The organism is Streptomyces sp. NPDC018610 (assembly GCF_044391765.1).
In the GTDB taxonomy this organism is placed as follows: Bacteria; Actinomycetota; Actinomycetes; order Streptomycetales; family Streptomycetaceae; genus Streptomyces.
In genome coordinates this window covers 237325-254719 of record NZ_JBISAL010000009.1, presented here as the reverse complement: position 1 = coordinate 254719, position 17395 = coordinate 237325, and the positions used below count along the sequence as shown (strand labels likewise).

General features: G+C 74.3%; 13 protein-coding genes. 4 read left to right on the top strand and 9 right to left on the bottom strand.

Going from position 1 to position 17395, the window contains the following annotated elements:
* Nucleotides 1–43: 43 nt before the first annotated feature.
* Nucleotides 44–1345: an alpha/beta fold hydrolase gene (locus ACH5A8_RS23825; RefSeq protein WP_399005051.1), complete on the bottom strand. Its 1302-nt coding sequence runs from the start codon at nt 1343–1345 to the stop codon at nt 44–46.
* A 308-nt stretch (nt 1346–1653) separates the two neighbouring features.
* On the opposite strand from ACH5A8_RS23825, the gene ACH5A8_RS23820 reads away from it, so the two are divergent.
* From ACH5A8_RS23820 to ACH5A8_RS23805, 4 genes are read left to right on the top strand one after another with little or no spacing between them, the layout of a single operon-like run.
* Nucleotides 1654–2409: a (Fe-S)-binding protein gene (locus tag ACH5A8_RS23820; protein WP_399005049.1), complete on the top strand. Its 756-nt coding sequence runs from the start codon at nt 1654–1656 to the stop codon at nt 2407–2409.
* Nucleotides 2406–3917: a lactate utilization protein B gene (locus tag ACH5A8_RS23815; protein WP_399005047.1), complete on the top strand. Its 1512-nt coding sequence runs from the start codon at nt 2406–2408 to the stop codon at nt 3915–3917. The genes ACH5A8_RS23820 and ACH5A8_RS23815 overlap by 4 nt, the downstream gene beginning before the upstream one ends.
* Nucleotides 3914–4579, top strand: a complete 666-nt coding sequence (locus ACH5A8_RS23810; RefSeq protein WP_399005045.1) for a lactate utilization protein C — start codon at nt 3914–3916, stop codon at nt 4577–4579. The genes ACH5A8_RS23815 and ACH5A8_RS23810 overlap by 4 nt, the downstream gene beginning before the upstream one ends.
* Before the next feature lie 4 nt (nt 4580–4583).
* Entirely contained in the window at nt 4584–5738 is a 1155-nt protein-coding gene (locus tag ACH5A8_RS23805) for an ATP-binding cassette domain-containing protein (protein WP_399005043.1), read from the top strand.
* Nucleotides 5739–5763: 25 nt separating this feature from the next.
* On the opposite strand, the gene ACH5A8_RS23800 is transcribed toward ACH5A8_RS23805, so the two are convergent.
* The 8 genes from ACH5A8_RS23800 to ACH5A8_RS23765 all read right to left on the bottom strand — a co-directional run bounded on the left by ACH5A8_RS23800 (nt 5764) and on the right by ACH5A8_RS23765 (nt 17007).
* On the bottom strand, nt 5764–6678 hold the full coding sequence (locus tag ACH5A8_RS23800; RefSeq protein WP_399005317.1) for an ABC transporter substrate-binding protein: 915 nt from the start codon (nt 6676–6678) through the stop codon (nt 5764–5766).
* A gap of 59 nt (nt 6679–6737) precedes the next feature.
* Nucleotides 6738–7472 carry an ABC transporter permease gene (locus ACH5A8_RS23795; RefSeq protein WP_399005041.1) on the bottom strand — a complete coding sequence of 245 codons (735 nt, stop codon included), beginning with the start codon at nt 7470–7472 and terminating at the stop codon, nt 6738–6740.
* A 147-nt stretch (nt 7473–7619) separates the two neighbouring features.
* Nucleotides 7620–8300 (bottom strand): ABC transporter permease, encoded by a 681-nt coding sequence (locus tag ACH5A8_RS23790; protein WP_399005039.1) that lies wholly within the window; start codon nt 8298–8300, stop codon nt 7620–7622.
* Nucleotides 8301–8362: 62 nt separating this feature from the next.
* Nucleotides 8363–8944 carry a MarR family winged helix-turn-helix transcriptional regulator gene (locus ACH5A8_RS23785; RefSeq protein ID WP_399005037.1) on the bottom strand — a complete coding sequence of 194 codons (582 nt, stop codon included), beginning with the start codon at nt 8942–8944 and terminating at the stop codon, nt 8363–8365.
* A 235-nt stretch (nt 8945–9179) separates the two neighbouring features.
* Nucleotides 9180–10199, bottom strand: coding sequence for an SDR family oxidoreductase (locus ACH5A8_RS23780; protein ID WP_399005035.1), 1020 nt, complete (start codon nt 10197–10199; stop codon nt 9180–9182).
* A 10-nt stretch (nt 10200–10209) separates the two neighbouring features.
* Nucleotides 10210–11967, bottom strand: a complete 1758-nt coding sequence (locus tag ACH5A8_RS23775) for a glycoside hydrolase family 15 protein (protein ID WP_399005033.1) — start codon at nt 11965–11967, stop codon at nt 10210–10212.
* Nucleotides 11968–12055: 88 nt separating this feature from the next.
* Nucleotides 12056–13879 carry a thiamine pyrophosphate-requiring protein gene (locus ACH5A8_RS23770; RefSeq protein ID WP_399005031.1) on the bottom strand — a complete coding sequence of 608 codons (1824 nt, stop codon included), beginning with the start codon at nt 13877–13879 and terminating at the stop codon, nt 12056–12058.
* A 41-nt stretch (nt 13880–13920) separates the two neighbouring features.
* Nucleotides 13921–17007: an FAD-binding and (Fe-S)-binding domain-containing protein gene (locus tag ACH5A8_RS23765; protein WP_399005030.1), complete on the bottom strand. Its 3087-nt coding sequence runs from the start codon at nt 17005–17007 to the stop codon at nt 13921–13923.
* Between the last annotated feature and the right edge of the window lie 388 nt (nt 17008–17395).

Here is a 17395-nt window from a genome sequence, read left to right as displayed (position 1 = left end):
GCGGACGCGGGCATCGGGGCCGCGCGGGCCGGGTCCGCGGTCCTCAGACCTCGTCGCGGGCGAGGGCGAGGAGGCGGTCCAGGACGCGGGGGCCGCCGGCGCGGACGCCGTCGTGCTCGAACTCGTCGGTGACCCAGGTGCGCAGACCGCGGATCGCGCGGGCGGTGTCGAGGGCGTGGGCGGTGTCGACGTACATGTCGTCGTGGTACACGGCCGCGGCGGCCGGGACGTCGTTGGCGGCGAGCCGGGCCCGGTCGTAGAGAGGCCGCCAGTCGGTGCGGGCGGCGAGGAGCTCCGCGGTCTCGCGCAGCGGGCGCAGCGCGGGGTCGCACTCGAACATCCAGGGGTGCACGGACTCCCCGGTGAACAGCAGCGGAGCGTCGCCCGCGAGGGCCTCGGCCGCGTCGAACCGCTCGAACCCGGCGCGCACCCGCTCGGCCGACCAGGCGGTGGGACGCCGGTCCTGGCCGTAGATCGCCTCGTGGACCAGGGCGTACAGGGGGTGCCCGGCGTACGACAGCAGGCCCTGGACCTGTTCCTGGAAGGCGTCGGACAGCTCCCGCCCCGCCGGGGTGCGGACGAAGGCTCCCTCCAGGAGGTAGTGGAGCCGGTGGCTGCCGTCGCCGGCGCCGAGCATGATCCCGAGGGACTGGAAGGCCTCCACGGTCAGCCGGTAGCCGTTCGGCAGGGTGACCTCGTGGGCGAGGAGGTGCTCGGCGATGCGGCGGGCGCGCTCGACGTCCTCGGGGTAGCGGGCGTAGTGGGCGGTGACCTTGCGTTCGATGCGCGGGTAGGCGGCCCGGTAGACGTCGTCGGCGTGGGCGTCCAGGGCGGGCAGGCCGCCGGTGATCAGTGCGGTGGCCAGGCCTTCGGGACGGGTGGAGAGGTAGGCGACCGTGCAGAACCCGCCGAAGCTCTGCCCGAGGACGGTCCAGGGGGCGCCGCCGGTGACCCGGGGGCGGATCGCCTCGCAGTCGCGGACGATCGAGTCCGCGCGGAAGCGGGTGAGGTAGTCGGCCTGTTCGGCCGGGCCGCCGCGCAGCGGGAGCGTCTGGCGGGTGGCGGGCGTGGAGCGGCCGGTGCCGCGCTGGTCGAGGAGGAGCACCCGGTACCCGTCGAGGGCCCGGCCGAGCCAGGCCTGCTTGCCGACGAAGCGGTCGGCCCCGAAGCCGGGGCCGCCCTGGAGGTAGAGCAGCCACGGCAGGTCCCGGTCCGCCTTGTCGCTCGCGACGACCTCACGGGCGTACAGCTCGATCGTCTCCCCGGCCGGGTCGTCGTGGTCGAGCGGCACGGTGAAGGCGCGGTCGGTGAGGACGACACCGGGCTGGCGGTAGCTGACGGACAACGGATCTCCCGAACGGAGGGTGGACGGCCGCGTCCCAGTCCAGCACATGTGCGGGCACCGTCCGAGCCCGGGTCCGCCGCCGCTCCCGCCGGCCCGCGGACGGCGCCGGAAAGGGCGCGGTCGCACGTCCGGCGCGGTCGCACGTCCGGCGCGGGCCGGGCGCCCCGCCGCTCGCCCGGGTCCGCCGCGCCCAGGTCCGCCGCGCCCGGGTCAGGGGTCCGCCCGCCGCGCCGTGGCCCGGGGTCTGCCGGTGCCGGTCCGGCCTGATTACGCTGCACTCGTCCGATGATCGACGACGAGGAGCCGCGATGCGTGTCGCACTGTTCCTGACCTGCGTCAACGACACGCTCTATCCGGACACCGGGCGCGCCGTGGTGCGACTGCTGACCCGGCTGGGCGTCGAGGTGGACTTCCCGATGGCCCAGACGTGCTGCGGGCAGGCCCACTACAACACCGGCTACCGGCACGAGGCCGAGCCGCTGGCCCGCCGCTTCGGCGAGGTCTTCGGGGAGTACGAGGCGATCGTGACGCCGTCCGGGTCGTGCGGGGCGATGGTGCGGGAGCTGTATCCCCGCCTGGGCGAACGGGCGCGGGCCGAGGGCCGCGGCGACACGCTCGCGCGGCTGCTGGCGCCGGTGGTCCCGAAGACGTACGAGCTGACGGAGTTCCTGGTCGACGTGCTCGGGGTGACGGACGTGGGGGCGTACTACCCGCACACGGTGACGTACCACCCGACCTGTCACGGGCTGCGCGTCCTCGGTCTCGGGGACCGGCCCCTGCGGCTGCTGCGGGCGGTGCGGGGACTGGAGCTGGTCGAACTGCCCGGCGCCGAGGAGTGCTGCGGCTTCGGCGGCACCTTCGCGGTGAAGAACCCGGACGTCTCGGCGGTGATGGGCGCCGACAAGGTGCGCGCCGCCGAGTCGACCGGTGCCGAGGTGCTGTGCGCGGCCGACAACTCCTGTCTGATGCACATCGGCGGCACCATGACCCGGCTGCGCACGCGGACGCGGCCGGTCCACATCGCGGAGATCCTGGCGAGCACCGAGGAGGACCCGGCGGCATGAGCACGACCTATCTGGGGATGCCCGGCCTTCCCCCGCCCGGCGGTGCGGCGTTCCCGGCCTTCCCCGAAGCGGCGCACGACGCCGTGCGCGACACCCGGCTGCGCGGCAACCTGCGCCACGCCACGCACACCATCCGCGCCAAGCGCGCCCGGGCGGTCTCCGAACTGGCCGACTGGCAGCGGCTGCGCGAGGCGGGCCGGCGGATCAAGGACCACACCCTCAGGCACCTGGACCACTACCTGGTGCGGGCGGAGGAGGCGGTGACGGCGGCCGGCGGCACCGTGCACTGGGCCGCCGACGCCGAGGAGGCCAACCGGATCGTGGCCGGCCTGGTGAAGGCCACCGGGGAGAGCGAGGTCGTCAAGGTCAAGTCGATGGCCACGCAGGAGATCGGCCTCAACGAGGCGCTGGAGGCGGAGGGCATCCGCGCCTACGAGACCGATCTGGCCGAGCTGATCGTTCAGTTGGGCAAGGACCGGCCGTCCCACATCCTGGTTCCCGCCATCCACCGCAACCGCGGCGAGATCCGCGACATCTTCCGCTCCGAGATGGGCGCATGGGGCCGCCCCGCCCCCGCCGGGCTGAGCGACTCCCCCGCCGACCTCGCCGAGGCGGCCCGTCTGCACCTGCGGGAGAAGTTCCTGCGCGCCAAGGTCGCCGTCAGTGGCGCCAACTTCCTCGTGGCCGAGACCGGCACCCTGGTGGTCGTGGAGTCCGAGGGCAACGGACGGATGTGCCTGACGCTGCCCGAGACGCTGATCTCGGTCGTCGGCATCGAGAAGATCGTGCCCACCTGGCGGGACCTGGAGGTGTTCCTCCAGACCCTCCCCCGCTCCTCCACCGCCGAACGCATGAACCCCTACACGTCCATGTGGACCGGCACCACGGACGGCGACGGGCCCCGGGAGTTCCACCTCGTGCTCCTCGACAACGGCCGCACCGACACCCTCGCCGACGAGGTCGGCCGCCAGGCGCTGCGCTGCATCCGCTGCTCGGCCTGCCTGAACGTCTGCCCGGTCTACGAGCGGGCCGGCGGACACGCCTACGGCTCCGTCTACCCCGGCCCGATCGGCGCCATCCTCAGCCCCCAGCTCCGCGGCGTCCAGAGCGACATCGACGCCTCTTTGCCGTACGCGTCCTCGCTGTGCGGCGCCTGCTACGAGGTGTGCCCGGTCGCCATCGACATCCCCGAGGTCCTGGTGCACCTGCGCGAACGCGTCGTACAGGGCGGCGAGGCGACACGCGGGGGCGACAAGGTGGTGCTCCGGCCGGCGAAGGGGCACGGCGCCGAGCGGGCGGCGATGCGCGCGGCCCGCTGGGCGTTCGGCCACCCGCGGGCGCTGCGCGGCGGCCAGCGCCTGGCCTCGCGCACCCGCCGGCTCCACCCGCGCACCCTGCCCGGACCGGGCCGGGCGTGGACCGGGACGCGGGACCTGCCCGCGGTGCCCGCGGAACCGTTCCGTGACTGGTGGCAGCGCACGCGCGGCGGCGAGGAGGAGAGCACATGAGCAGCAGGGACCGGATCCTGGGCCGGGTGCGGCGCGCGCTGGCCGACGTGCCGGCCGACGAGGCGCCGTACGAGCGGGCGGTCGTCCGCGACTATCTGCGCCGGCACGGTGAGCGGAGCGCGGCACGGACGGTGGAGCTGCTGGCCGAGAACCTCGCGGACTACCGGGCCGTCGTGCACCGGACGGACCCGGCGGACCTGCCGGACCTGATCGCACGGCTGCTCGCCGCCCGCGGCTCCGCCCAGGTGCTGGTGCCGCCGGGGCTGCCGCCCGCGTGGATGCCGGCCGCGGGTCCCGTCCGGGTCCGGGACGACGCCGCGAGCACCCCGCACGAGCTGGACCGCGTCGACAGCGTGGTCACCGGCTGCGCCGTCGCGATCGCCGAGACCGGCACCATCGTCCTCGACGGCTCCCCCGACCAGGGCCGCCGGCGCGTCACCCTGATCCCCGACCACCACATCTGCGTCGTCCGCGTACCGGAACAGGTGGTGTCCTCCGTGCCCGAGGCGCTGGAACGCCTCGACCCGGCGCGCCCGCTGACCTGGATCTCCGGACCCTCCGCGACCAGCGACATCGAACTGGACCGGGTGGAGGGGGTGCACGGGCCGCGCACCCTGGAGGCGGTGCTGGTGAGCGGGGTGGGACCGGCGCCGCTAGCGTGAGGGGATGATCCGGTTCGAGCAGGTCACCAAGCGGTACCCGGACGGGACCACGGCCGTGGACGGCCTCAGCTTCGAGGTCGCCGAGGGCGAACTCGTCACCCTCGTGGGGCCGTCCGGCTGCGGCAAGACGACCACGATGATGATGGTCAACCGCCTGGTCGAGCCGACCTCGGGCCGGATCCTGGTGGGCGGCGAGGACGTCGCGGCCCTCGACCCGGTACGGCTGCGCCGCCGCATCGGGTACGTCATCCAGCAGGTCGGCCTCTTCCCGCACCGCACGGTCCTCGACAACACGGCGACCGTGCCGGCGCTGCTCGGCTGGAAGAAGGCGAAGGCGCGGGAGCGCGCCGCCGAGCTGCTGGACCTGGTGGGGCTGGACCCCAGGACGTACGGGGCGCGCTATCCGCGGCAGTTGTCGGGCGGGCAGCGGCAGCGGGTCGGGGTGGCGCGGGCGCTGGCCGCCGATCCGGAGGTGCTGCTGATGGACGAGCCGTTCGGGGCGGTGGACCCGGTGGTGCGAGAGCAGTTGCAGGACGAGTTCCTGCGCATGCGCGCCGCGGTGCGCAGCACGGTGCTGCTGGTCACGCACGACATCGAGGAGGCGGTGCGGCTCGGTGACCGGATCGCCGTGTACGGGCAGGGGCGGATCGAGCAGCTGGACACGCCGGGGGCGGTGCTGGGCGCCCCGGCGACGCCCTATGTCGCCGGCTTCGTGGGCGCCGACCGGGGGCTGAAGCGGCTGTCGGTGACCGCGATCGAGCAGGGGGACCTGGAGCAGCCGCCGGTCGCCCGCCTGGACGAGCCGGCCGAGCGGGCCGCCGGGCGGCTGCGCGCCGAGGGGGCCCGCTGGGCGGTGGTCCTGGACGCGGCCGGCGATCTGCACGGCTGGGTGGGGCTGGAGGCGCTGGCCGCGGGCGGCGCGGTCGGTGACCTGGCCCACCGGATGAACGCCTGGGTGCCGGTGGGGGCGCCGCTCAAGCAGGCGTTCGGGGTGATGCTCCAGCACGACGCGGGCTGGGTGGCGGTGCTGGACGGCGCCCGGTTCTGCGGTGTGCTGACCCCGGCGAAGCTGCACGAGGCGCTGCGCCGCTCGGTGGACGCGGACGCGCTCGGGGTGCCGCGCGGGGAGGTCGGCTTCGACTCGGTGGCCGACGCGTGAGCGGGGGCGGCCGCGGCCGGCGGGGTCACTTCAGCAGGCCCTTGTCCTCGAGGTAGGCGCGGGCCACGTCGGCGGGAAGGCGCCGCCAGCTGTCGACCTGTCGGTTCATCGACGCGAGGTCCGCCGTCGTCAGGACCTGGTTGAGACGGTCGAGGACGCGGGTCACCCCCGGCCCGCCGGCGCGGGCGCGGTTGACGACGGGGACGACGTGATCGGCGTTCTGGAGGTGCTTGTCGTCGGCGAGGACGACCAGCCCGAAGGCGTCGAGGGTGGCGTCCGTGGTGGTGGTCAGCACCATCTGGTCACGGCCGCCGCGCACGGCCTGTTTCGCCTGGGTGGTGCCGACGCCCTTGGGATCGATGCCGGTGATGCGGATGCCGTACGTCTTCCTCAGTCCGGGCTCGCAGTACGGCCGGCGCACGCACTCGTCCCCGGCGGCGAGCCGTACCTCCAGCCCGGCGGCGCCGAGGTCGCTGAGCGTCTTCAGACGGTGCCGGCGGGCGTAGGCGGCGCTGACCGCGAAGGCGTTCTGGTCGACGGCCCGGCCGGGGTCGAGGACGGTGAGGCCGCGGGGCGCGGCGAGGCGGCGCAGGGCGCTCATGGTGGTGGCGAGGTCGGGAGATCCCGCCGGAGGTGCGTCGGCGCCGTGGGCCTTGGCGTTCAGCCAGTCGGCGAGGGTGGCCGCGTACTCCGGGACGACGTCGATGCGGCCGGACTCCAGGGCGGGTTCGTACAGTTCGCGGTTGGCGACGGTGATCAGCTCGGTCTCGTATCCGGCCCGGTCCAGCAGGAGGGCGTACATCTGGGCGAGCAGGTCGCTCTCGGTGAAGCCGGCCGATCCGACGGTCAGGTGCCGGCTGTCTCCGGGCGGCGCGGTGACCTGGTCGCGGTGCTCCAGGGACGGGCCGCTGGCGCAGGCGGCGAGCAGGGGCAGCAGCAGGAGTGCGGCCCCCCTCGCCCGTCCTCTCCCCGCCGGGCACGCCCTGCCCCGAGGCGGTTTCACCGGACGCTCTCTCGCCGGTCCCGCCCGCGCCCGCGGTGTGCCGTCCGGCCGGGTCCTCGCCGGCCGCCGCCCTTCGTCCGGGCCGGGGCCAGCCGTTCGACGGCCTCGAAGACCGCCTCCACGGCCAGGGCCAAGGCGGCGACGAGGACGGCGCCGGCCACCACCTGCGGCGTGCTCGCCAGGTTGAACCCCGCCGTGATGATCCGGCCGAGGCCTCCCCCGCCGGCCAGCGCGGCGATGGTGGCCGTGGCGACCAGCTGGACGGCGGCGATCCGCACCCCGGTGAGCACCATCGGCAGGGCGAGGGGCAGTTCCACGCGGAACAGCAGCTGGCCGCCGGTCATGCCCATGCCGCGCGCCGCCCGTACGACGTCCCGGTCGACCTCGCGCATGCCGACGTAGGCGTTGGTGAGCAGTGGCGGCACGGCGAACAGCACCAGGGCCACGACCGTGGGTCCCTCGCCCCACCGGCCGACCGGGGTGAGGAGCAGCAGGACGAGGACGGCGAAGGTGGGCACGGCCCGGCCGATGTTGGAGATGTTGACGGCCAGGGCGCCGCCCTTGCCCAGGTGGCCGAGCAGGAGGGCGACCGGCAGGGCGATCAGACAGCTGACGGCGAGGCAGACGACGGTCAGGACGAGGTGCTGGCGCAGCCGGTGGGCGATGCCGTCGTCGCCGGCCCAGTGCGCGGGGTCGGTGAGCCAGGTCCAGGCGTCGGCGAGGGTCGTCATGCGCGGCCGTCCGTGCGGGGCGTCACGTCGGGCCGTGCGCGCGGGTCGTCGTGCCGGGCCGCGCGGGCGTCATGACGGGGCGTCCGTGCGTCTTCGGGCGTGCGACGTCCGTGCGGGTGTCCGTGCCTGCGGCGTCCGTGGGGGTGGTCATGTGCGGTCCGCCCGGGTCCAGGGTGTGAGCAGGCGCTGTACGCCCAGCAGGAGGAGGTCGGCGGCGACGGCGATCACCACGCACAGCACCGAGGCGGTGAGCACCTGTGCCTTGAAGTAGGTGTTCATGCCCGAGTAGATGAGGTTTCCCAGGCCGCCGAAGCCGACGATCGCGCCGACCGTCACCAGGGAGACCGCCGAGACGGTGGCGATGCGCAGCCCGGCCATCGCGGCGGGCAGGGCGAGCGGCAGTTCGACGGTGAGGAGCAGCCGGGCGGGGCCGTAGCCCATGCCGAGGGCCGCCTGCCGGGTCTCCTCGGGGACGGCGCGCAGCCCGGCGAGGATGTTGCGCACCAGCAGGGTCAGCGAGTACAGCACGAGCCCGGCGACGACAAGGGTCGCCGAGAGCCCGTACAGGGGCAGGAGCAGGGAGAACATCGCCAGGGACGGGATCGTGTAGAGGACGGTCGTGACGGCGAGGACGGGCCCGGCGGCCCCCTTCCACCGGCGGGCGAGCACGGCGAGCGGGACGGCGACCAGGAGGCCGATCAGGACGGACAGGCCGGTCAGCCTGAGGTGCTGGAGCACCGCGTCCAGGAGGATGTGGCGGCGTGTGCTCAGGTACGCGCCGCAGATCCACTCGTTGCGTGCGAGGCAGTCGTCCGGGGGCCCGGTCACGGTCCCATTCCACCGCGCTCCCGCCGGGCCGGCGCGTTGTGGTGGCCCGTTCGGGGCCGCCGCTACGCCTCGGGAGGCGCGGCCGGGTCGAGCGGGTCGTCGACGACGCCGCGGTCCGCCCGGACGTTGTCGTGGGCGTCCACCGCCATCTCGCCCGCCGCGGCCGTCAGGGCGTGCAGGGCGGGGACGAGCACCGCGCGTTCCTCGGCGGGCAGCCGCTGCACCAGGGTGCGGATCTCGGCGCGGCGGTGCGTCAGCACCCGGCCGACCAGTTCGTGGCCCGCGGGGGTCAGACTGAGGACGACCTCGCGCCGGTTGGCGGGGTTGGTCCTGCGGTCGACCAGGTCGAGCGCTTCGAGCCGGCTCACCATCCGCAGCGCGGTGGACGGGTTGACGCCGAGGGTGCCGGCCAGGACGACGAGCTTGACCGGTCCGCAGGTGTTGAGGACCACCAGGGCCCGCAGTTGGGGCAGGGTGAGCGAATCGTCGGTGCGGGCCAGCGCGCGGGCGGAGATCGCCACGAACAGCCGGGAGGCGGTCATCACGGCGATGCTCAGCTCCTCGGCCTCGTGGTCGAGGGCGTGCTGCGGGGACCGGGCGCCGGTGCGGGCGTCGTCGCCCCGGTCGCTCTGGTGCTGTGCCATGGTGACCCCCTTCCGCCTCTCCGCCGAGGGGCGGTGGCGATCATGCGCGCAGAATCATCGCAGAGGACGGCGGCGTCGGGAGCGGAACCGGAAGCACGTCCGGCGCCTGCCGCCCCCGCACCCCGCCGGGCGGCCCGGCCACCGTCGCGGCGGGTCGCCGACGGCCGCCGCACGGACGGGCCCGGCGGCCGTCGGGGCGGCGTGGCCCGCCGACCGCCGCGCCGGGCCGGCGGCGTCAGGCGGCGCTCGCGCGGGCGCGCCTGCCGAGCGCCGCGGCGGTGGCGGCGACGCCGCCGAGGGCGAGCGCGGAGGCGACGGCGGCGGGGTGGCGGGCGAGTGCCGCCTGGAGGGAGCGGCTGTGCGAGGCGTCGTCGAAGATGCCGTGCGCGCCGTGGTCGCCGCCCTGCGGCCCGTCGTCCACGGGTTCGAACAGGTTGCTCTCGCCGGTCGGGGGCCGCCGGTCGGTCTGCTGGGAGTCGAAGCCGGTGCGGGCCAGGTAGCGGTCGAGCAGGGCCGGGGCGAGCCGGTTGGCCCAGATCGTCGCCACGGTGGTGGCGCCGATGTAGTACTGCTTGCGACGCGGATGGTCGGCGGCGTGCACGACGCCCCGGGCGGCGACCTCGGGCTGGTAGATCGGCGGGACGGGCTGCGGGTGTTTCGGCAGCCGGGTGGTGACCCAGGAGAACTGCGGGGTGTTGACGGCGGGCATCTGGGCGACGGTGACGTGCACGTTGCTGCCGCGGTGGAGCAGTTCGGTGCGCAGGGAGGAGGTGAAGCCGTTGATGGCGTGCTTGGCGCCGCAGTAAACGGACTGCAGGGGCACCGACCGCTCGCCGAGTGCCGAGCCCACCTGCACGACGGTGCCGCGGTCGCGCGGCACCATCCGCTTCAGCGCGGCCCGGGTGCCGTTGACGAAGCCGAGGTAGGTCACCTCGGTGGCCCGCCGGTACTCCTCGGGGGTCACCTCCTCGAACGGCGCGAAGACCGTGCTGAAGGCGCAGTTGATCCATACGTCGACGGGCCCGAACTCCCGCTCGGCGGCCTCGGCGGCGGCCTCCACCTGATCCGGGTCGGCGACGTCGGCCACCTGGACGAGGGGCCGGCCGCCGAGCGACTCGACCTCCTTGGCGGCGTTGTCGAGGCCGGTCCGGCCGCGGGCGACGAGGACGACGTTGGCGCCGCGCCTGCCGTACAGGCGGGCGGTGGCGCGGCCGATGCCGGCGCTGGCGCCGGTGATGACGACGGTCTGGGGCATGGTGGGCTCCTTACTCGGCGGTGGGCGCGGACGGCCGGGCCAGGCGGGCGGCGCTCTCCAGCAGCAGGGCGTGGACGAACGCCTGGGGCAGGTTGCCGCGCAACTGGCGCTGGGCGATGTCGAACTCCTCCGCGTACAGTCCCGACGCGCCGCAGGCGCCGCGGTTGCGTTCGAACCAGCGGTACGCCTCGACCTGGTCGCCCTGCTGGTGCTCGGCCAGCGCCATGACGAACCCGCACAGCAGGAAGGCGCCCTCGGCGTCCTCGAGGGGCCGATCGTCGTGGCGGAAGCGGTAGACGAAGTGGTCCTGGGTCAGCTGTGCCCGGCAGGCGGCGAGGGTGGCCCTGGAGCGCGGGTCGTGGGCGGGCAGCGCGCCGCGCATGGCCGGCATCAGCAGGGCGGCGTCCACGCCGGGGTCGTCGGTGGCGCGCTGCCAGCGGCCGTCGGGGTGCAGGCCGGTGGCGCAGGCCTCGGCGAAGAGGGTGTGGGCCAGGCGCTCACACGTGTCGGCGAGCGGGTGGCGCGGCGCGGCCTCGGCCAGGGCGCGCAGTCCGGCGACGCAGATGAGCCGGCTGTGCGTCCACTGCCTGGGTTCCAGCTCCCAGATCCCGGCGTCGGGTTCACGCCACCGTTCGGCGACGGCCCGTACCGCGAGGCCGGCGGCCTTCCAGCTCTCGGCGTCGAGCCGGCCGGCGCGTTCGGCGGCGGCGAACAGGAGCAACGCCTCACCGAAGGCGTCCAGTTGGAACTGCTCGCCCACGTGGTTGCCGATCCTGCTGGAGCCGCCGGGATAGCCGGGCAGGCCGAGCTCGCGCTGCTCGGGGACGGGCCTGCCGTGCACGGTGTAGGCGGGGGCGAGGCGGGGGCCGTCGGACAGGAGCCGTTCACCGACGAACCGGACGGCCGCGTCCAGGAGTTCGGGGGCGCCGGCGGCGGCGGCGGCCTGTCCCGCGTAGCTCTGGTCGCGGATCCACACATAGCGGTAGTCGTAGTTGCGGCCGGCCTCGGCGCGTTCGGGCAGGCTGGTGGTGGCCGCGGCGACCATGCCGCCGCCGTGGGTGGTCAGGCCGCGCAGCAGGGCGTAGGCGCGCCGGGCGTCGCCCGGGGCGACGGTCCCCTCCAGTGAGGGAACGCCCTCGCGCCAGGCCCGCTCGGTGGCCGCCCAGGCCTGTTCGGGGCGGGGCGGGGCGTGCGGCAGCGGCGCCTGGGAGCACTCCAGGACCAGGTCGTGGCGTTCGCCGGGCCGCAGCACCAGGTCGGCGGTCAGGCCCTCCGCGCCCACGGTCGCCGAGGGCGCGCCCTGCCAGCGCAGACGGTGGTGGCCGGCGTTGATGTGCCACAGGCCGTCGTCGTCGCGGTGCGGGGCGGCCGGGGCGGTGCGGCCGTAGTCGGCGTACGGGTCGAGCACGGCCCGCACGTGGGCGGTGCCGTCGACGGCGGTGAGCTGCCGGAGCAGGACGAGGCGGCCGGGCTCGCCGGGGAAGGCGAGCGCCTCGCGGCACTCGACGACGCCGTCGGTGGTGATCCAGCGGCTGCGCCAGATCAGGGTGCCCTCCTCGTAGTAGCCGCCGGGGACGTACCGGCCGCGCGGGGTGACGGCGTAGCCGCCCCGGCCGCCGACGAGGGAGGCGAAGACGGCGTCGTCGTGCCAGGTGGGCGCGCACAGCCAGGCCACGGTGCCGTCCGGCCCGATCAGGGCGCCGCGCTCCCCGTCGGCCAGCAGCGCGTAGTCGTGCAGCGCGTGCGGCGGGAAGGACGCGGTGCTCATGTCGGTGTGTTCCTGCCGTTCCTCTCGGGGTCGCCGGCGGCGGGGGCGGGCGCCTCGGTGTCCGCCCCCGCCGCGGCCGGACCGTCGGTCACTTGCCGTCCTCCGCGCCCGGCCGGTCCTCGCGGTGCCGCCCGCCGGGCAGGAACTCCTGCACCTTGGCCTTGAAGCCCTGGCGCACCATGCCGGTGCGGTCGCTGTCGCCCTTGAAGATCGAGGTCGCGGCGGCCTCGATCTGGTCGAGGGTGGCGTGCGGCGGGATCGGCGGTACGGCGGGGTCGGTGACGAAGTCGAGCACGCAGGGCCGGTCGCTGTCGAGCGCGGCCTTCCAGGCGCTCTGCACCTCGTCCGGCTTCTCGACGCGGATGCCGTTGAGGCCCAGGGACCGGGCGAAGTCGGCGTAGGCGACGTCGGGGATGGACTGGGAGGGCAGGAACTGGGGGGCGCCGGACATGGCGCGCATCTCCCAGGTGACCTGGTTGAGGTCCTGGTTGTTGAGGACGGCCACGATCAGGCGCGGGTCCTGCCACTCCTGCCAGTACTTGTGGATGGTGATCAGCTCGGCCATGCCGTTCATCTGCATGGCGCCGTCGCCGACCAGCGCGATCGCCGGACGGTCGCCGTGCGCGAACTTGGCGCCGATCACGTACGGCACGCCGGGTCCCATGGTGGCCAGGGTGCCGGAGAGCGATCCCCGCATGGCGCCGCGCAGCTTGAGGTGGCGGGCGTACCAGTTCGCGGCGGAGCCGGAGTCGGAGGCGAGGATGACGTTCTCGGGCAGCAGGTCGTTCAGGGCGTGGGCGACGTACTCGGGGTTGATGGGTTCGGCGTCGACGGCGGCGCGCCGCTGCATCACCTCCCACCAGCGGGAGACGTCCTTCTCCACCTTCTTGCGCCAGCTCTTGTTCTTGTGCGCCTTGAGCAGGGGCAGCAGCCGGGTCAGGGTCTCGCGGGCGTCGCCGACGAGATTCACCTCGAAGGGGTAGCGCAGGCCGACCATGTGCGGATCGATGTCGATCTGCACGGCTCGCGCCTGCCCGAACTCGGGCAGGAACTGTGTGTAGGGGAAGGACGATCCGATGACCAGCAGGGTGTCGCACTCCATCATCAGCTCGTACGACGGCCGGGTGCCGAGCAGGCCGATGGAGCCGGTGACGTAGGGCAGGTCGTCGTCGAGGGCGTCCTTGCCGAGCAGTGCCTTGGCGACGCCGGCGTTGAGCCGGTCGGCGACGCTCATGACCTCGGTGCGGGCCGAGCGCGCGCCCTGCCCGACGAGGATGGCGACCTTCTCGCCCGCGTTGAGGACCTCGGCGGCGCGGGCGAGGTCGTCGTCGCTCGGGACGGGCGCGTAGTGCGGCATGCCCAGGCTGGAGGGGACCATCTTGAAGGCGTGCTCGGGCGGCGAGTAGTCCAGTTCCTGCACGTCGGCGGGGATGATCACGGCGCACACCGAGCGGCGGGCCATGGCGGTGCGCATCGCCCGGTCGAGCACGTTGGGCAGCTGCTCGGGGACGGTGACCATCTCGCAGAAGTCGGAGGCGACGTCCTTGTAGAGGCTCAGCAGGTCGATCTCCTGCTGGTAGGAGCCGCCCATGGCGCTGCGGTTGGTCTGTCCGACGATCGCGACGACGGGGACGTGGTCGAGCTTGGCGTCGTACAGGCCGTTGAGGAGGTGGACGGCGCCGGGTCCGGAGGTGGCGGCGCACACGCCGACCTTGCCGGAGAACTTGGCGTAGCCGACGGCCTCGAAGGCGGCCATCTCCTCGTGCCGGGCCTGGATGAACCGGGGGTTGTCGTCGGCGCGGCCCCAGGCGGCGAGCAGCCCGTTGATGCCGTCGCCGGGGTAGGCGAAGACGTACTCCACCTCCCAGTCGCGCAGGCGCTCGAGGACGTGGTCGGAGACCTTCATCGACATGTTCGACGACCTTTCGGGAGGTTGCTTCTCGTCGGGCGCGTTCAGGGGCGGCGCAGACGCCTCAGGGCTGCGCGGCCGGCGGCGGTCGTGGCCGTCGCGGCGAGGGCCGCGGCGGTCGCGGTGGCCGTCCACCGTGCCGCGCGGGAGGGGTGGGCGGGCCGCTCGGCCAGGCGTTCGGGCTGCTCACTGGGCAGGTTCCCGTCGAGGCCGAGAGCAAGCACCTCGGCCAGGTGCAGGGCCCGGCGGCCGGTGTCGCCCTGTTCGATCTGGGTGCGGCAGCTGAAGCCGTCGGCGAGGACGAGGGCGTCGGGTGCCGCCCCGCGGACGGCGGGCAGGACGCCCTGTTCCCCGACGGCCATGGAGACCTCGTGGTGGCCGCGTTCGAAGCCGAAGTTGCCGGCCAGGCCGCAGCAGCCCTCGTCCAGCACCTCGGCGTCGAGGTGCGCGCGGCGCATGAGCTCGCGGTCGGCGTCGAACTTCATGATCGCGTGCTGGTGGCAGTGCGTCTGCACGGTCGCCTGCCGGGTGACCTTCGGCGGCCGCCAGCCGTCGGGCGCGTGGTGCACCAGCTGTTCGGCGAAGGTGCGCACCTGCCCCGCCAGCCGCTTCACGTCCTGGTCGGCGGGCATCAGCTCGGTCGCGTCGGACCGGAACACGGCGGTGCAGGAGGGCTCCAGGCCGATCACGGGGGTGCCCGCCTCCAGGTAGGGCCGCAAAACGCCGAGGGTGCGCGCCAGCACCTTCTTCGCGGTGTCGAGCTGCCCGGTGGAGATCCAGGTCAGGCCGCAGCAGACGGGTTCGTCGGGTACGGCGACCCTGAAGCCGGCGTCCTCCAGGACCCGTACGGCGGACTTGGCGATCGAGGGGTGGAAGTAGGTGCTGAAGGTGTCGGGCCACAGCAGCACGGTCCGCGGGTCGGCCGGGTCGGGCGGCCCCGGCTCCCCGGCGTCCCGCGCGCGCCACCACTGGAGGAAGGACTGCTCGGCGAAGACCGGCGCCTGCCGCTCGCCGGCCACGCCCGCGAGCACCTTCCCGGCGCGGCCGAGCACGGGCGCCCGCAGCAGGGTGTTGACCAGCGCGGGGGCGAGGCGGGACAGCCGGGCCCACAGGGGCAGCCAGCCCAGCGAGTAGTGGGCGACCGGGCGCAGCCGTCCCTCGTAGTGGTGGGAGAGGAACTCCGCCTTGTAGGTGGCCATGTCGACGTTGACCGGGCAGTCGGACTTGCAGCCCTTGCAGGCCAGGCAGAGGTCGAGGGCGTCCTTGACCTCGGTGGAGCGCCAGCCGTCGGTGATGGTGGAGTCGGCGTGCCCGTCGAGCATCTCGAACAGCAGCCGGGCCCGGCCGCGGGTGGAGTGCTCCTCCTCCTTGGTGGCCCGGTAGGAGGGGCACATCACCCCGCCCTCGTGGCTGCGGCAGTTGCCGATGCCCACGCAGCGCATCACCGCGCGGGTGAAGGAATGGCCGTCCTCCGGATACCCGAATCGGGTGTCCAGCGGCGTCGGGCGCCAGTCGGCGCCCAGGCGGAGCTGTCCGTCGACCGGGTTGGGGTCGACGATCTTGCCGGGGTTCATCCGGTTGTCCGGGTCGAACAGCGTCTTCAGTTCCCCGAACGCGGTCACCAGCCGCGGCCCGAACATGCGCACCAGCAGTTCGCCCCGGGACTGGCCGTCGCCGTGCTCGCCGGACAGGGAGCCGCCGTAGGAGGCGACGAGGTCGGCGGCGCGTTCGAGGAAGCGGCGGAAATGGGCCACGCCCTCGGCGGTCTTCAGCTCGAACGGGATGCGAGTGTGGACACAACCCTGCCCGAAGTGCCCGTACAGCGAGGGGTGGTCGTAGTCGAACTCCTCGAAGAGCTTCTTCAGGTCGCGCAGGTAGTCGCCGAGGTGTTCGGGCGGGACGGCGGAGTCCTCCCAGCCCTCCCAGGTCTCCCGGTCGTCCGGCGGGCGCGCGGTGACGCCGAGTCCGGCCTCGCGGGCCTTGAGCATCTTCTGCTCGCGCTCGGGGTTGTCGGAGAACGCCACGTTCGCGTCCTTCTCGCCGCGGCCGATGGCGCGCAGCAGGGCGTGCGCCTGCGCGTCGACGTCCTCCTGGCTGTCGCCGCTGTACTGCACGAGCAGCCAGCTGTCGCCCTCCGGCAGCACGTCGAGCGAGTCGAGGTAGGCGCCCTCCTCGCGCATCAGCTGCGCCATCCGCCCGTCCAGCGCCTCCAGCTGGCTGGGGTTGCAGTGCTCCAGCAGCCGGGACACATCATCGCCGGCGGCGCAGATGTCGGGATAGCCGAGCACCAGGATCGACTGGTACGCCGGCACCGGCACCAGGTCCAGTTCGGCGCGCAGCACGGTCACCAGCGTGCCTTCGCTGCCGACCAGGGCGCGGGCGACGTCGAAGCCGTTCTCGGGGAGCAGCGAGTCGAGGTTGTAGCCGGAGACGCGGCGCGGGATCTTGGGGTAGCCGCGCCGGATGTCGGCGAGGTACTCGGTGGCGATGCGGTCGAGGCCGGCGTAGATCTCGGCCTTGCGGCCGCCCTCGGCGGCGATCCGGGCCCGTTCGGCCTCGGACGCGGGACCCACCCACATGCGCAGTCCGTCGTAGGTGAGGATCTCCAGCCGGCGTACGTTGTCGACGGTCTTGCCGTAGGCCTGCGCGGAGGCGCCGCAGGAGTTGTTGCCGATCATGCCGCCGAGCGCGCAGTGGCTGTGGGTGGAGGGCTTGGGCCCGAACTGGAGCCGGTGGCCCGACAGTCGCTTGTTGAGCTGGTCCAGGACGATGCCGGGCTCGACCACACAGGTGCGGGCGTCGGGGTCCACGGCGACCAGGGCGTCGCAGTACTTGGTCCAGTCGATCACCACGGCGGCGTTGGTCGACTGGCCGGCGAGGCTGGTGCCGCCGCCCCGGGAGAGGACCGGCGCACCGAACCGGGCGCACACCTGGACCGCCTGCGCGCCCGCCTCCACGCTGCGCGGGACGACCACGCCGAGAGGCACCTGCCGGTAGTTGGAGCCGTCCGTGACGTACGCGCCCTTGCTCCCGGCGTCGAAGCGGACCTCGGCGTCCACGCTCTCGCGCAGCTCCGCCTCCAGGGCGGTCACGTCCACCGCGGGGGCGTCGACGGAATGGGTGCGACTCATCAGGGGCGACCGCCTTCCAGGACCGTTCCGGGCGTCGGCCGTACGGATCGTGCGGACCGTACGGAGGGGGCGGGCCCGGCCGCCGCCGTCAGCCCGGGTACCCGCCCTTGCAGTGTGCAAGGGTGCCTTTTGCCGCGCGCGTCGTACGAGCCCCGCGGATCCGTCCGGCGGGGCGGCCGCCGCGGGTGCGCGGGGGCCGCCGCGGTCCGCCGCGAACGTGTGCCGCCCCCGCCGCCGGCGGCGCCCGCGGGCAGCGGGGGCCCGGGCGCCCCGGAGCGGAGCCAGGGCGCCGGGCCTCCCCGGAGGTCCGGCCGCATCGGGCGGTCGTCCCCGCCGGCCCCCAGGTGCGGACGGCCCGTCCCGGCCGCCACTCGTATCGGTCGGGTTG